We start from the raw sequence: 15,527 nt of genomic DNA, 5'->3' as shown, positions 1-15,527 counted from the left end.
GGCCTAAAACATTGAAATCCCGTTGGTTTTTGGTAAATCGTCGGTTTGCGCATATCGCGCCCGCCGGCCTGCAATATGTTCGCGGATGCGTTGCAACCGGATTGGCGCAATCACATCGATATAGTCCACCTCGCCCGAGACATGTTCGTGCGCTTCCATCCGGTCAAACATCAAGGCAAGTTCTTCGATTGACTGCATCAGGAAATCGATCGTTTGCAGGGCCTGCTTGTTGTGCTGCAATTTTGTGCCGTTCAGCACATCCGCCAACAGCCCTTCTTCCAATTGAGTAAGCGTCTGACCCAGTTCACGCATCGCGGCACTTGTGTTCCTGAGCACGGCCTTGAGATCATGTCGGTCCATCTGATTGCCTGCATTGCTCATAGGCGGCCAACGACGCTTTCGATGCATTGTTTCATGCTCGCCGTGGTAAAGGGTTTCTTGATGATATTGTTCACGCCCAGCTCTTTGCCCTTGGTGACCAGTTCGGCTGTGGGGTTGCCGGTGACCAGAATAAAGCCCACACGCGCGGTTGATCGGTTTTGGCGCAAAGCTTTAAGCAGTTCCAACCCGTCCATCCCGGGCATATTGTAGTCGGACAGCACAAGGTGGACCGGATCGGCAATCAGTTTTGCCAGGGCCGCACGGCCATCGTTTTCGGCCTGGTTTTTCCAGATGCCCATCTCTTCGATTGCTTGGACCAAAAGCCCGCGGCTAACCCCCATATCATCAACAATCATTACGCGTAGCGAGTCTTTGAGGCTCATGTTTTATGCTTTCTGTCTGTCCAGAAACGCGCTGTGTTCCTGGCATTTTTGGTAGGTCGTGATGTCGACATTGCGAAAATGCTTTGCAGCTTCTCCGCCAAGCCGTTCCGAATGGCCGATCATGAGGTATCCGTCGGGGGCAAGCAGATCGTGAAACCGCGCCCATAGCCGGTGTTGCGTTTCGGGGTCAAAATAGATCGCAGTATTGCGACAAAAGATGACGTCAAACGCCTTTCGCATTGGCCAATCGCCGATCAAATTCAACTCTGCAAACGAAATCAATGATTTGATCTTTGGGTGGATGACGATCGTCGCGTCGGGTTCCGCACCCGCCCCGATCATGGTTTTCCGGTATTTTTGCGGGATCGCCGATATCTGCGTGTCCGGATATTTGCCCGCTTTGGCCTGTGCAACCACCGCAGGGTCGATATCTGTCGCCAGAATCTTGATATCGAGCGACGCAAAATCGGGACAGGCGGCATCGACCACGGTGGCCATACAATAGGCTTCTTGTCCCGACGAACACGCCGATGACCACAGGCGCACGGGCTGACCTGCACGTGCTTTTGCAACCAGTTTTGGCATCACTACTTTTTCAAGATAAGTGAAATGGTGCGCTTCGCGAAAAAAATGCGTCACATTTGTCGTGAGTGCAGACAAGAAATGCGGGTTTTCCTCTTGGCCGCGGGCTTGGGTCAACAGGTCGCAATAGTCGGAAAAGGCCGTCAGCTTGAGAAAACGCAGCCGTTTGGCAAGGCGCGAGTAGACCAGCGCTTTTTTTGATGGCTGAAGATCCAGCCCGTATTTTTCGCGGGCCAGCTTGGCAATGCGTGAAAAATCGCTTTCTGAAAAGGTGAATTCAGCCAGTTGACTATCCGTTGTGGCGCGTGCGGGTGCATTCATGCCGCCACCGGATCAGGGCTGGGCAGTAACGCGCTCAGATTGATGATTTTGGTCATATCGTCGGCGACAGGGATGATTCCCTGGATCGCGCGCGTTGCCGGATCTTCTGGGCCGCGCGGGGTATCGCGCACCATCTCGGCGCTGACCCCGAGAATTTCGGAAACCGATTCAACCAAAAGCCCGACAATGCGTTCATCAATGGCTGTGATGATAATGACGTGCCTTTCTGTTGGCTGGATTTTTTCAAATCCCATCTTCACGGCAAGATCGATGATCGGGATGACGGCCCCGCGCAGGTTGATGACGCCCAAAACATGCGGCGGCGAATGCGGCAGGATCGTGACCGGGGTCCAGCGCCTGATTTCGCGGATTTGCGTGATTTCGACGCAGAAATTCTGGCCACCGGCAACCAGAGTGACAAATTCGAGCTGTTTTGCTTGCGGGGATTCAGCCTGCTGCGACATGCGCCGGCTCCTCTTCATAGTTAAGGGGGCGCGCGTTTTGCGCGATTGCATCGGGGTCAATGATCAAGGCGATTTTACCGTCACCCAGAATGGTTGCGCCGGAAATGCCGGCTATTGCGCCGTAATTGCCAAGCATGCTTTTCACGACGACCTGCCTTTGGTCGTAAATGTCGTCGACGGCCAGCGCGCATTGCGGCACAGCCTCTGTCTGGATCAAAAGCAGCACACGCTCTGTCATGGAGCGCCCGTCGCGCGGCTGCCCGAGCCTGTCCGCCAGATCAATAATCGGGACATATTCGCCGCGAATCCGCAAAAGTTCGCCGTTCAGGCCGATGCGCGAAAGGTCAGCCGCATTTGGCCGGATCGATTCAAGAATACTCGAAATCGGAACCACCATCGTTTGGCCACCGACATTGATGATCATCCCGTCCATCACCGCCAGCGTGAGCGGCAGGGTTATTGAAAACGTGGTGCCCTTGCCCGGCATACTGGCGATGGCGACGCGCCCGCCGAGCGCCGTGATCGCCGTTTTTACAACATCCATCCCGACCCCGCGGCCCGACAGGTTTGTCACCTCGGCGGCCGTCGAAAAACCTGGCGCAAAGAGCAATTGGTCGATTTCTTGTTCGCTAAGCACCGCATCACCGGCAACAAGCCCCTTTTTGATGGCGATTTCATGGATGCGTTTGCGGTTCAATCCGGCGCCGTCATCGGCGATTTCGATGACAATACTGCCCGATCTTTGCCGCGCGGTCAGTGAAAGCACACCCTGTGCGGGCTTGCCTACGGCCTTGCGTTGCGCGGGCGATTCGATCCCGTGATCGATCGCGTTTCGGATCATATGTGTCAGCGGATCTGCAAGCCGTTCGACAACGGTTTTGTCGACCTCGGTATTCTCGCCATCGGTCAACAGTGCGACGTCCTTGCCTGTGCCATCCGCCGCTTCGCGCGCGATCCGCAACATGCGTTGAAACAGTGGTTTGACCGGCTGCGCACGGATCGCCATTACGCCTTCCTGAATTTCGCGGGCAAGAAGTTTGTAGTCGTCAAGATCGGCAAACAGTTCGGAAGAATTTGGTAGCTTGGCCTTTTCCAGCCGCTGCGAAATGACGGATTGGTTGATGATCAGCTCGCCGACCGCGTTAATTAATCTGTCGACCCGTTCAGGGTCTACGCGCAGGCTGGTTGCGCTGCGTTTTGCGGGTTTGCTGTCGGCTTTCGGGATGGCGGTTTGCGGCACGCTATCGGGTGTCGGTGCAGTGGCGGGCGCGGGCGTTGGTGCGGGGTCGTTGACCACAACGATTTCAGGCGGCGCGGCAGGGGCCGGTGCGATTTCGTCCTGCGGTTCGGCGTCGTCTTCGCGCGGCGTGACCGACAATTCGCACAGGTCGTCGACAAACTGGAATATTTCAAGAATGCCCAGATCGTTGCCCAGATCGTCAATTTCGACGACCCAGCGCAGATAGCCGCCTTCCCAGTCGTAGGCCGCAAAATCATCAGGGAGCGCGTCGCAATCGACCGTGATCTGCGCGGGGCCAAGGGCGCAAAGCGCCTTGAGAATAAGGAGCGGATCATGGCCGCAGGCATAGAATTCGTGATTGGGTTTGAATGAAACGCGGTAGCCGGCCTGCACAGGCTGCGCGCCAAAATCGAGCGCCATCGCTTCAAAGACGAATTCTTCTTCGTGTTCATCATCGGCATCGCCCAAGAACGATTGAAGCTCGTTGAGGACCGGATCGACTTGATCGCGATTTGCCGGAATATTGTCGCGCGCGGCTTCGACCAGATCGGCAAGAACATCGCCCGCGCGTTGTAGCACGCGCAGCAGATTGTCATCGGTCTTGAGCCTGTGCGCGCGCAGCTCGTCAAGGACGGTTTCGAATTTATGGGCGAATCCGACCAGCTCATCGAGAGAGAATGCGCCGGCGGCACCTTTGATCGAGTGGACCGAACGAAAAACAGCATTTACTGTTTCGTCGTCTGCCTCACCTTCGCGCATTTCGGTCAGACCCTCTGTCAGCGCGACGATCAGGTCTTCACATTCTTCGAAAAACGTATCCAGAATTGACGGGGCCGATGTCATTTCACGCCCCCGTCAGCCGGCGGATGACCGAAACAAGCGCATCATCGTCAAAAGGTTTCACGATCCAGCCGGTAGCACCGGCCTTGCGCGCGCGATCCTTGAGAGCAGCACCGCTTTCGGTGGTCAGTACCAGAACCGGCACCGCGCGGTTTTTGACGCCCCCCCGAATATCGTCGATCACGCCGAACCCGTCCTTATTGGGCATATTCACGTCAGTGATCACCAAATCCGCGTCGGACGCGCGAAATTTTGCGATGCCGTCGACGCCGTCCACCGCGGTCGTCACTTCAAAACCGGCTTTTTCCAGCGCCATGGTCAAAAGGCTGCGAATGGTCCGCGAGTCATCAATTGCCAGAATGCGCGTTTTCATGATGTGGCTTCTTTATGTGTCAATAGTTGCGCCAAACCCAGCGTTTGCAGGTTTTCCTTGCAGGCATCGCTGACATTTGTTAGCGCGAATGCAAATCCGCGCTGTTCCCATGATTTTTGCGCCATCGCCAAAAGCTGTGCCGCCAACCCGGGCAGGCGCGTGACCTCTGCGCAGTCCAATGTCACGGCAGATTCGTATGCGGTATTCAGATGTTCATGCAGCTTTTCGCAGTCTTCCAAGGTCATCAATGCGGCAAGCTGATAGGGAGGAGCGGGTGTTGTCATCGTAAAAGCAATCCGTTCATTGTCTTTATCGGCACATCTTTGGCTTCGACTGCGTTATGCGCGTGCGTCTCTTAATTTGACGTAAACATCAGAACATTCCCGCAACGTGCATCGACCGGACGACCTGTAAAACGGCCTGTGGCGCGGCATAAAAAACGCCCCGCAGGTTTTTGCCTGCGGGGCGAAATGTTGCGCCGTTAATGGGGAAGAAACGCAGCTATTGCACGGTTGCGCGGCATCGCACCGTTTTATCGGTTTCCAGATCAGGGCCCCAGACAAGTTGGGCGTTTGTGTCCCAGTCAATGCGGTCATAGCCGTCTTTGGGGCTGACCTGATTTTCTGTAAACACGGTTGCGGCCTGCCATCCGGCATCGTCGAATCCAGCCGTATCTCAGCCATCAGGTGCATATGCGGCGCTAAATGCGCAGGCGCCCTGACCCGCGACGGTGTTTCCCGCGGCGTCGCGTATCTGTGCAATCACGCCACCATCGCCCATTTGCTGCCGCGCGGTTCCGATATATTCAAGGCCGCTGTCGTTTTCTTTGAAATCCATCGCGTGCAGGCCGACAGTAAACGGGGCGGTGGCGTCAAAGGTAAAGGATTCGGTGTTGAACGACCGTTCGGTCGTAATCGGCACGCTATTCTGGTCGACAATTTTGCCGTTCAAATGAAGCACAAACCAGTGTCGGCCCAGACGTCAACGCGATAGGTTTCGGCGCCGAGCGGCTGTGCGATGACGCTGCCAAAGGGATTTTGCGAAGGAGGCGGTGTATGGTGGTTCCCCGATGATTGTTTGCAACCTTATCCGGCGCCGCGCGAAATTTCCGGCGCGTGTATTGCAAAAAAACGCCCCACCGCTTGCTGTCGGCGGGGCGTTATTCCCGTGGGGTTCGGCAGAACACCGTTAGCGGATGCGTTGTTCGGTCTTGCGATCAAACAGCATTGCCCGCTCCAGTGGGAGGGTAATGCCGACACGGATGCCAGCGCGCGACCGGTCGTCGCCACGTTCTTCGACGATGATTTTTGCGCCGGAATTTGATTTCAGATGCACATAGGACACGCCGCCCAAGGCTTCGGTCAGTTCGACCGTATGCGTGTCACCATCGGGGTCGATTGCGATATGTTCGGGGCGGATGCCCACGCTGATTTCGGTGCCTGCGGACGGGATCGTGACGGGCAATGCAAATGCGCCTGCAAGATCATTGAGCGTCACCGCTTCGCCCGTTGATACACCATCCAGGAAGTTCATCGCAGGAGATCCGATAAACCCAGCAACAAATTTATTGTCAGGGTCGCGGTACAGATCAAGCGGCGCGCCGACCTGTTCGATGCGTCCTGCACGCAGCACGACGATCTTATCCGCCAGCGTCATGGCTTCGACCTGATCATGGGTCACATAGATCATTGTCGCGCCGATTTCCTTGTGCAGGCGGGCAATCTCGACCCGCATTTCGACGCGCAGTTCCGCATCAAGGTTCGAGAGCGGTTCATCAAACAAGAACACTTCGGGGCCGCGCACGATGGCGCGCCCGATAGACACCCGCTGGCGTTGACCGCCTGAGAGGGCTGCAGGCTTGCGGTCGAGATATTCTTCGAGTTTCAGAATGCGGGTGGCTTCGGCGACTTTCTCGGCGATTTCCGCCTTGGGGTGGCCGTTCATTTTCAGGCCAAAACCCATGTTGTCGCGCACCGTCATATGCGGATAAAGCGCGTAGGTCTGGAACACCATCGCCACGCCGCGTTCGGCGGGGTCCATTCTGGTTACATCACGGGTGCCAATCGACATGGCCCCTTCGGTGGTTTCTTCCAGCCCAGCGACCATGCGCAAAAGCGTGGATTTCCCACAGCCGGACGGACCGACAAAGACGCAGAATTCGCCATCGTTAATTTCAAGATCAATCCCGTGGATGACTTGCACGTCACCATATCGCTTGATGACATCTTTCATGACTACGCCGGACATGGGTCGTTCCTTTCAACTAGGGAAGTGATGGGGGTTGCCAAGACTGCGCCTCGGCCCCGATTTTCTGGGCGCATTCCACCAAGGCAGGGCGGAATGCCTCTAGCCCGTCGAGTGAATGCCGGTTGGTGGCTGTTGCGATCGACATCGCCCCGACAACGCGGTTCGCGGGGGTCAGAATGGGGGCTGCAATGCTGATGATGCCCTGCGCATGTTCTTCGCGGTCATAGGCAATGCCGTCTTTGCGGATGGTTGCCAGTTCGGCCTTTAGCGTTTCTGCATTGGTGTGGGTTGCAGGCGTGTAGCGGTGGAAGGCTTGCAATTGAAGCGCCTGTTTCAGCTCTGGCTTTGGCAAAAACGCAAGGATCGCCTTGCCGACGCCGGTGCAATAGGCGGGGGCGACCTGGCCTGCTTGGGCAAGGGTCGAGAATTTTGTGCTGGCTTGGCGTTTGTCGACAAACACCACCTGACCGTTGTCGATTTGGGCCACATGGACCGCCTCGCGCAGGTTGGCGGCAAGCGCATCAATATGCGGGCGCGCAATTGGCGCAAGCGAGGCTTGCGACCATGCAATATGCGCCATCCGGACCAGACGGATGCCGGGTGCATAGGTCTGCGCATCGGGGTCATAGGTCAGCATGCCTTGGTTGGTCAGGGTTTGCAGCAAACGGTGCAGCGTGGGTTTGGGGAATTCGGAAGTTTCAAGCAATTCGCGCATGCGCACAGGGCGGCCAATGCCCGCGACCTGATCAAGCACGGTAAGTGCTTTGCCGACTGTGCCGTCACCGGTCACAACGCCCATGGTTTCCCTCCCCATTTGTCGCGTCTCCCTTGCTAGCTGCACGTTCGGATTTTGACCTAAACCCACTGCTAACTGTTGACAACGGTAACCGAGTCGCGGTTTAGTATCAATATGCAAAACGTCGTTTCACATAGTGAGACAAAATATTGCACCGGAAGCTTAGGGAGGAAACCATGCATTCCATTTTGAAAACCTCGTGCGCGGCGGTGGCCGCATTGGGTATGGCAGCAACAGCGGCATTCGCTGAAGGCCATCAACTGACCGGCGATCTGAAAATCACATCCGACATGTCCAACCCTGCGCCACGCGCAGTGATGGAAGGTCTGGTTGCGGGTTTCCAAGAGCTGCACCCAGATTTGAACATCGAACTGACTGTTGTTGACCGCGAAGCGTGGAAAACACAGATCCGCAACGCGCTGGGCGCAAACCCGCCGGACGTTGTGAACTGGTACGCAGCCAACCGTATGGGTCCATACGTTGATGCGGGCCTGTTCGAAGACATCTCTGACATGTACGCGAACGGCGACCTGCCAGGTCTGGACGCCGTGCAAGGCGCGCTGACACTTGACGGCAAGCAATACGGTGTTCCGTATACTTACTATCAGTGGGGCATGTATTACCGCGAAGACATCTTTAACGAACTGGGCCTGTCAGAGCCTGTCACATTCGACGAAGAAATCGCGAACTGCCAAGTCATCGTTGATTCAGGCCGTGCGTGTTACGCAATCGGGACCAAGTTCCTTTGGACTGCTGGTGGCTGGTTCGACTATATGAACATGCGCACCAACGGCTTTGATTTCCACATGCAGCTTGCCCGTGGCGAAGTTGAATGGACAGACCCACGCGTCCGCGAAACATTTGCAAACTGGCGCAAGCTGATCGACATGGGCGGCTTTATTGCTGATCACCAGTCGTATTCATGGCAAGAAGCCCTGAACTTCATGATCGACGGCGAAGCCACATCTTATCTGATGGGTAACTTTGCGGTTGCCGCGATGCGTGAAGCAGGCCTGACAGACGAGCAAATCGATTTCTATCAGTTCCCGCTGATCGGCGATTTCCCACAGGGCGAAGATGCACCGACTGACACATTCCACATCCCATCCGGTGCGGAAAACAAGGAAAACGCACGTGCTTTCCTTCAGTATGTGACTTCGGCCAACGTTCAGACCGAAATCAACTCTGGTGATGCGCTTGGCCAACTGCCAATCAACGCGGAATCCGGTGTTGATGCGGATGAATTCCTCGAGCAGGGCTTTGCAATGCTGTCCACAAACGCAAAGGGCGGCGTCGCGCAGTTCTTTGACCGTGATTTCCCTGCGGAAATGGCCAGCGTTGGCATGGAAGGCCTGCAAGAATTCATGGTGTTCCCGGACAATCTGGATGACATCCTTGCACGTCTCGAAGAAGCGCGTCAGCGTATCTACCAATAATCAATAAATCTTTGCATCTCCCGTCCTGGACGGGGGATGCGCCCCCAACTTAACCCATCCGCAAACCGCTGTATGGTTTTCGCATGTGTTAAATCTGCGGAAGGCCATGACATGTCATCACTGACCCCCACATCACGAAGCTGGTACAAGCGCAATGAAATCGCGCTGACACCTTGGCTGTTCCTTTTCCCCGCAATGCTTTTCTTTGCGGTCTATGTGATCATTCCCATCGGCCAAAGTTTCTGGATCAGTTTCCATCAATGGGACGGGTTGGGCGAAAAGACCTATATCGGGACCGCCAACTACGAACGGCTACTTGGCATCGGTGATCAGAATATCGACCGCAAGTTTGAAACATCGTTCTGGAACAATCTCAAATGGTTGGTGCTGTATCTTTTGGCTGTGCCCGCAGGGCTGTTCATTGCGCTGCTGCTGAACCAGACGGTGCGCGGTATCCGTCTTTATAAATCCCTGTTCTTCTTTCCTTTTGTGATTTCGCAGGTCGTTGTCGGCCTTGTGTTTTCATGGTTCTACCTGCCACGCGAAGGCCTGTTGAACGCGATTCTAGGCGTGTTCGGGGCCGGTCCTGTGAATATTCTTGGCGATCCGACCCTCGCCACTTACGGGATTATCGCGGCGGGGCTATGGCCGCAGACGGCCTATTGCATGATCTTGTATCTGACGGGGCTGAACGCGGTTGACCCCGAACAAGTCGAAGCGGCGCGTCTGGACGGGGCGAAAGGCTATAAAATGCTGTGGTATATCATCCTGCCGCAACTCAAACCGGCGACATTCATCGCCTTTGTCGTGACCATCATCGGTGCGCTGCGGTCGTTTGATCTGATCAGCGTGATGACCAACGGCGGGCCGTTCGGGTCAACCCGCGTGCTGTCGTTCTATATGTTCGAGGAATCCCTGTCCGAATTCGGGTTCCGCATGGGATATGGCTCGGCGATTGCGGTGGTTCTATTCTTTATCATGCTCGGCTTTATCGGATACTTTTTGTATTCCATGTGGCGCGACGAAAAAGGAGCACGCTGATGTTTCCGACACCTATTGCAAAGAAATCGCGCAGCTATCAGCTGACCTATCAGGCGGTACTGCCGTTTGCATTGATCCTGTGGCTGTTGCCACTGATTGCCGTGGCGATGTTTTCGATCAAACCCGCCGCAGATTTCGCCAACGGCAATTATTGGGGCTGGCCGTCCAGTTTTGAAGGGTTCACCAACTACGGTAAGGTCTTCCTTGAATCCAATATGCCGCGTTATTTGTTGAACTCGATGTTCATCACGATCCCGACGGTTCTGGGCGCGGTTGCGCTGTCCAGCATGGCGGGCTTTGCGCTGGGCATCTATAAATTCAAGGGCAATCTGTTCATCTTTTTCATGTTCATCGCGGGCAATTTTGTGCCGTTCCAGATCCTGATGGTGCCTGTGCGTGACCTGACGATCAACATGGGGATGTATGATAGTATTCAAGGGCTTGTGCTGTTCCATATCGCGTTCCAAACGGGGTTTTGTACCCTGTTTATGCGCAACTTTATCCGCGCCCTGCCATTCCCGCTGATCGAAGCCGCCCGTGTCGAAGGCGTCGCGGAATGGCGTATTTTCTGGTACGTTGTGCTGCCATTGATGAAGCCCGCGCTGGCGGCTTTGGCCGTGCTGATCTTTACCTTTATCTGGAATGATTACTTCTGGGCGGTGGTTCTGACCCAAGGGCCGAGTGCGCAGCCCGTGACCGCAGGGATCACCGAATTCAACTCGCAATTCCGCGCGGCCTATCACCTGATGAGCGCGGGATCGATTGTCGCGGCCCTGCCGCCTGTCGCAATGTTCTTCCTGATGCAAAAACACTTTATTGCAGGGCTCACCCTTGGAGCGGTAAAATAAATGGACGCCTATCGTCTTGATGATGGCCAGCAAACCCTTGTGCTGGCAGTAGCTGGTGGCGGCCTGCCGCAGGTGGTCTATTGGGGCGCGCCCCTGCCAGAGACCGAAGACCTGACCGCGATTTGCGCAGCCCATGCGATTGATGTCACGGGCGGGATGCTGGACCAGAACCCCGATCTGTCAATCTGCCCCGAAGCGGGGCGGTCGTTTCAGGGGCAGGCGGGGTTGATCCTTAACGATGAAACGGGCGCGCCGGTGTTGCCAGTTTTCGGCAATACGGTTGTTGATCAATCAAACGGGCTGACGCTGACCAGCACAGACAGCGCCAACGGGCTGAAACTGACGGTGCATTTCGTCACCGACCCGCAGACCCATGTGATCACGTGCCAGACGACATTGGACGCGGACCGTCCGGTGCAGCTGCACTGGTTGGCAGCACCCGTTATACCCGCGCCACAGCAAGCGGTTGAAATGATTGATGTCTCTGGCCGTTGGTGCGACGAATTTCAGTTGAACCGGACACCGTGGACCGCTGGTGTGCACATGCGCGAAAACCGCACCGGGCGTACAGGGCACGAACATTTTCCGGGGCTCTTGATCCCGAGTGCAGGCACAACAAACACGCAAGGTGCATGTCACGCGTTCCACTATGGCTGGTCAGGCGGGCACACGATGTTCGCCGAAGAACTGCAAGACGGCCGCCGTCAGGTCCAGTTTGGTCATGCAACCCGCACGCAAATGGCGGCTGGCAGGCATTTCCGGACCGCGCCGCTTTATCTGACCTATTCAGATACCGGATTAAACGGCTGCGCCGTCAGTTTTCAGCGGCACCTGCGCGACCGGATCGTGACTTGGCCCAAGCCCGATACTGCGCGCCCTGTGCATTACAATTGTTGGGAAGCCGTCTATTTCAACCATGACCTGCCCGAGCTGAAAGACATCGCCGCACGCGCCGCTGCCCTTGGAGCGGAACGGTTTGTGCTGGACGACGGCTGGTTCGGTAAGCGCGATGATGACACCACAAGCCTTGGCGATTGGGTGATTGATCCGCGCAAATTCCCAGACGGGCTAACGCCGCTGATTGATCATGTGCATTCCCTTGGGATGACATTCGGGATCTGGTTTGAACCGGAAATGGTGAACAAAGATAGCGATGTCTATCGCACCAATCCTGACTGGGTTCTTGGGCCAGTGGACCAGATATTGGGGCGCCAGCAGAATGTGCTTGATATGGCGCTGCCTGCTGTGCGCGACTATCTATATGATCATATTGCCACAGTTTTGCGGGGCAATGATGTCGACTATATCAAATGGGATCATAATCGGGTGCTGCCCGCACCGGATGCGGCACAGACGCATGGCACCTACGCGCTGATTGATCGGTTGCGCGCTGATTTCCCCGCTGTCGAGATTGAAAGCTGCGCATCGGGCGGGGGGCGGATTGATTTTGGCATTCTCAGCCGGACCCAGCGTGTTTGGCTGTCTGATAGCAATGACGCGATTGAACGGCTGCGCATTCAACATGACGCCGCGCTGTTTTTGCCAAGTGCGGTGACCGGCAGCCATGTCGGCCCGCGCGTTTGCCATACCTCTGGCCGGACGCTGGATATCACGTTTCGCGCTTGGGTTGCGGCACAGCGCCATATGGGGTTTGAAATGGACCCGCGCGAGTTGGATGCCCGCGAAGTTGCGGTGTTGTCGCAGGTTACAAGCTGGTGGAAAGACAACCGTGACTGGATGCGCCGCGCGGATATTTTGCGCCTTGATAGCGCGGACCCCGCCGTCACGGCTGAACAACAACTGGCCGCTGATGGCGCGCGCTTTGTCGTGTTTGCAGGCAAATCGACCACGTCGCGACAAATCGCGCCGCGCCCCTTGCCGTTAACCGGGCTTGACCCCGCAGCATTCTACCGTATTTCACTGAAAAACCGTGCTGAAATCTCGACCCTTTCACGCGGAACAACAGCCCTTAAGGATCAAACCTTGGAACTGTCAGGTGCGTATCTCATGCGCCACGGCATCACGCTTCCTTGGTCGTTCCCAGAGCGCATGTGGGTCGTTGAAGGAACACGACTATGACCAAAGAAAAACGCAACCGCGCATGGTACGGCAAACAGGACCGCGACGGGTTTATCCACCGTAGCTGGATGAAAAATCAGGGCTTTCCTGATCACGCGTTTGACGGGCGTCCGATCATTGGGATTTGCAACACATGGTCCGAACTGACCCCCTGCAATTCCGGTCTGCGCGATCTGGCCGAGGGCGTCAAACGAGGCGTCTGGGAAGCCGGCGGATTTCCCGTTGAATTCCCTGTCATGTCGTTGGGCGAAACCCAGATGAAACCGACCGCAATGCTATTTCGCAATCTTCTGGCGATGGATGTCGAAGAAAGCATTCGCGCCTACGGGATTGACGGTGTTGTGCTGCTGGGCGGTTGCGATAAAACCACGCCGGGTCAATTGATGGGGGCTGCATCCGTTGATCTGCCGACGATCGTTGTCAGTTCTGGCCCGATGTTGAACGGCAAGTTCAAAGGCAAGGATATCGGATCGGGCACGGATGTCTGGAAATTCTCAGAAGCTGTGCGCGCGGGCGATATGACGCTCAAGGATTTCATGAACGCGGAATCCGGCATGAGTCGGTCAAAGGGCGTCTGCATGACCATGGGCACCGCATCCACAATGGCCAGCGTGGTCGAGGCGATGGGCATGTCACTGCCCACAAATGCGGCGCTTCCTGCCGTTGACGCGCGCCGCATGGCGCTGTCGCATATGACCGGAAAACGGATCGTGGAAATGGTCGAAGAAGACCTGAAACTATCCCAAGTCATGACCCGCGCGGCGTTTGAAAACGCAATTTTGGCCAATGCGGCTGTGGGTGGGTCGACCAACGCAGTTATCCATCTACTTGCGATTGCTGGGCGTGTTGGGATTGATCTATCTCTAGACGACTTTGAGATTGGCACCGACATTCCGCTCTTGGTGAATTGTATGCCATCGGGCAAATACCTGATGGAAGATTTTTGCTATGCGGGCGGCATGCCAGTTGTTTTGTCCGAACTCAAAGACAAATTGCGGCCCGCGAAAACGGTTCTGGGCGGCGATATTATGGCCTATGCCGACGGCGCTGAATGCTACAATGATGATGTGATCCGACCCTTTGACAATCCGCTGAAACCGGCGGCGGGCCTGCGTGTTTTGCGTGGCAATCTGGCACCAAACGGGGCCATCGTGAAACCATCCGCTGCAACCGAAGCGCTGTTGGAGCACGAGGGCGAGGCTTATGTTTTTGAAAACATCGAAGATATGAAAGCCAATATCGACCGCGAAGACCTGCCCGTGACTGCCGACACTATCCTTGTGCTTAAGGGTTGCGGGCCTAAGGGCTATCCTGGCATGCCAGAGGTCGGTAATATGCCGATCCCTGCAAAACTGGTCAAAGAAGGCGTGCGCGATATGGTGCGCGTGTCTGATGCGCGGATGTCGGGCACGGCATTTGGCACGGTGGTGCTGCATGTCAGCCCCGAAGCCAACGCGGGCGGCAATCTGGCGCTGGTCAAAACCGGCGACCGTGTCCGGTTGTCCGCGAGCAAAGGTGCGCTTGACCTGTTGGTATCAGACGCGGTTCTGGCTGAGCGCCGTGCCGCATGGCAGCCGGATGCGCCACACTACACCCGCGGCTATGCCAAGATGTATGTCGATACGGTTTTGCAGGCCGACAAAGGCGCTGATCTTGATTTTCTGGTCGGCAAAGACACCCGTCCTGTCACCCGCGAAAGCCACTAAATGACAAAAGGTGCCATCTTTCCCGATCTGAACGGGCAGTCGGTCTTTATCACTGGCGGCGGCAGCGGCATTGGTGCGCATTTGACTGACGGGTTTATGGGGCAGGGCGCAGATGTCAGTTTTGTACAACGCCGTGATGCGACCGCGTTTTGTGATGAAATGAAGGCAAAGCATGGCCGTAGCCCGCATGCGATGCGCTGCGATATTTCTGACATTGGCGCGCTGCAAACCTGTATCGCGCAGGCGGCCGAAACCCATGGGCCGGTCAGCGTTCTGGTCAATAATGCGGCCAATGATGCGCGCCACGCGGCCGAAGATGTAACCGAAGAATTTTGGGATCAATCGCAGGCGATCAATCTCAAGCCCTATTTTTTCGCAAGTCAGGCCGTGATTGCGGGCATGCGCGCACAGGGCGGCGGTGCGGTGATCAACATGAGCTCGATTTCCTATATGATGGGCGGCGCGGGCTTTGTGTCCTATACGACTGCAAACGCAGGGATCAACGGCATGACACGGTCGCTTGCGCGCGAATTCGGGCCCGATAACATCCGCTTTAACGCGCTGGCACCGGGTTGGGTGCTGACCGAGAAACAAAAAGAAATGTGGGTCACACCCGAAGGCTTGGCCGCGCATGTCGAACGGCAATGCCTGAAAGAAACACTTGCCCCGCAAGATATCGTTGATGCGGTGCTTTTCTTGGCGTCGCGCTCCAGCCGGATGATGACCGGACAGATGATGGTTGTTGATGGCGGCGTTGTGACCACCGGATAGGTGTCACAGGCCATGCATA

At 56.1% G+C, this 15,527-nt stretch carries 17 protein-coding genes; 6 read left to right on the top strand and 11 right to left on the bottom strand.

Translation table 11 applies throughout. From position 1 onward, the window contains the following. Positions 1-3: 3 nt before the first annotated feature. The 11 genes from BM320_RS09735 to BM320_RS09690 all read right to left on the bottom strand — a co-directional run bounded on the left by BM320_RS09735 (position 4) and on the right by BM320_RS09690 (position 7,630). Positions 4-360 carry a hypothetical protein gene (locus tag BM320_RS09735; protein WP_131802372.1) on the bottom strand — a complete coding sequence of 119 codons (357 nt, stop codon included), beginning with the start codon at positions 358-360 and terminating at the stop codon, positions 4-6. 17 nt (positions 361-377) lie between these two features. After that, entirely contained in the window at positions 378-764 is a 387-nt protein-coding gene (locus BM320_RS09730) for a response regulator (RefSeq protein WP_090199429.1), read from the bottom strand. Positions 765-767: 3 nt separating this feature from the next. Next, on the bottom strand, positions 768-1,667 hold the full coding sequence (locus BM320_RS09725) for a CheR family methyltransferase (protein ID WP_090199427.1): 900 nt from the start codon (positions 1,665-1,667) through the stop codon (positions 768-770). Further along, on the bottom strand, positions 1,664-2,131 hold the full coding sequence (locus tag BM320_RS09720) for a chemotaxis protein CheW (RefSeq protein WP_090199425.1): 468 nt from the start codon (positions 2,129-2,131) through the stop codon (positions 1,664-1,666). The genes BM320_RS09725 and BM320_RS09720 overlap by 4 nt, the downstream gene beginning before the upstream one ends. Beyond that, positions 2,115-4,214 (bottom strand): chemotaxis protein CheA, encoded by a 2,100-nt coding sequence (locus tag BM320_RS09715; protein ID WP_090199423.1) that lies wholly within the window; start codon positions 4,212-4,214, stop codon positions 2,115-2,117. Before BM320_RS09715 ends, BM320_RS09720 begins: the two co-directional genes overlap by 17 nt. Before the next feature lies 1 nt (position 4,215). Then, positions 4,216-4,584, bottom strand: a complete 369-nt coding sequence (locus tag BM320_RS09710) for a response regulator (protein WP_090199420.1) — start codon at positions 4,582-4,584, stop codon at positions 4,216-4,218. Continuing rightward, positions 4,581-4,868 carry an STAS domain-containing protein gene (locus BM320_RS09705; RefSeq protein ID WP_090199417.1) on the bottom strand — a complete coding sequence of 96 codons (288 nt, stop codon included), beginning with the start codon at positions 4,866-4,868 and terminating at the stop codon, positions 4,581-4,583. The genes BM320_RS09710 and BM320_RS09705 overlap by 4 nt, the downstream gene beginning before the upstream one ends. A gap of 217 nt (positions 4,869-5,085) precedes the next feature. Further along, entirely contained in the window at positions 5,086-5,217 is a 132-nt protein-coding gene (locus BM320_RS16565) for a hypothetical protein (RefSeq protein WP_278246424.1), read from the bottom strand. 42 nt (positions 5,218-5,259) lie between these two features. After that, positions 5,260-5,535: a hypothetical protein gene (locus BM320_RS16510; protein WP_242650992.1), complete on the bottom strand. Its 276-nt coding sequence runs from the start codon at positions 5,533-5,535 to the stop codon at positions 5,260-5,262. Positions 5,536-5,772: 237 nt separating this feature from the next. Then, positions 5,773-6,831 (bottom strand): ABC transporter ATP-binding protein, encoded by a 1,059-nt coding sequence (locus tag BM320_RS09695; protein ID WP_090199415.1) that lies wholly within the window; start codon positions 6,829-6,831, stop codon positions 5,773-5,775. 16 nt (positions 6,832-6,847) lie between these two features. Continuing rightward, positions 6,848-7,630, bottom strand: coding sequence for an IclR family transcriptional regulator (locus BM320_RS09690; protein ID WP_090199413.1), 783 nt, complete (start codon positions 7,628-7,630; stop codon positions 6,848-6,850). Positions 7,631-7,803: 173 nt separating this feature from the next. On the opposite strand from BM320_RS09690, the gene BM320_RS09685 reads away from it, so the two are divergent. The 6 genes from BM320_RS09685 to BM320_RS09660 all read left to right on the top strand — a co-directional run bounded on the left by BM320_RS09685 (position 7,804) and on the right by BM320_RS09660 (position 15,508). Next, a complete protein-coding gene (locus BM320_RS09685) occupies positions 7,804-9,063 on the top strand; it encodes an ABC transporter substrate-binding protein (protein WP_165615024.1) in 1,260 nt (419 codons plus the stop codon). A 111-nt stretch (positions 9,064-9,174) separates the two neighbouring features. Beyond that, on the top strand, positions 9,175-10,104 hold the full coding sequence (locus tag BM320_RS09680) for a carbohydrate ABC transporter permease (RefSeq protein WP_090200537.1): 930 nt from the start codon (positions 9,175-9,177) through the stop codon (positions 10,102-10,104). Continuing rightward, a complete protein-coding gene (locus BM320_RS09675) occupies positions 10,104-10,952 on the top strand; it encodes a carbohydrate ABC transporter permease (protein ID WP_090199411.1) in 849 nt (282 codons plus the stop codon). The genes BM320_RS09680 and BM320_RS09675 overlap by 1 nt, the downstream gene beginning before the upstream one ends. After that, the gene (locus BM320_RS09670) at positions 10,953-13,031 is read left to right on the top strand and encodes an alpha-galactosidase (RefSeq protein WP_090199408.1); all 2,079 of its coding nucleotides are present in this window, start codon (positions 10,953-10,955) and stop codon (positions 13,029-13,031) included. It begins immediately after the preceding gene. Next, positions 13,028-14,737 carry an IlvD/Edd family dehydratase gene (locus tag BM320_RS09665; protein ID WP_090199406.1) on the top strand — a complete coding sequence of 570 codons (1,710 nt, stop codon included), beginning with the start codon at positions 13,028-13,030 and terminating at the stop codon, positions 14,735-14,737. Before BM320_RS09670 ends, BM320_RS09665 begins: the two co-directional genes overlap by 4 nt. Continuing rightward, a complete protein-coding gene (locus BM320_RS09660; RefSeq protein ID WP_090199404.1) occupies positions 14,738-15,508 on the top strand; it encodes an SDR family NAD(P)-dependent oxidoreductase in 771 nt (256 codons plus the stop codon). Positions 15,509-15,527 lie beyond the last annotated feature (19 nt).

Origin of the sequence: Yoonia tamlensis (assembly GCF_900115105.1) — a bacterium.
Lineage (GTDB): Bacteria > Pseudomonadota > Alphaproteobacteria > Rhodobacterales > Rhodobacteraceae > Yoonia > Yoonia tamlensis.
The sequence above is the reverse complement of the archived record's forward strand: the minus strand, read 5'-3'. Positions and strand labels throughout refer to the sequence as shown.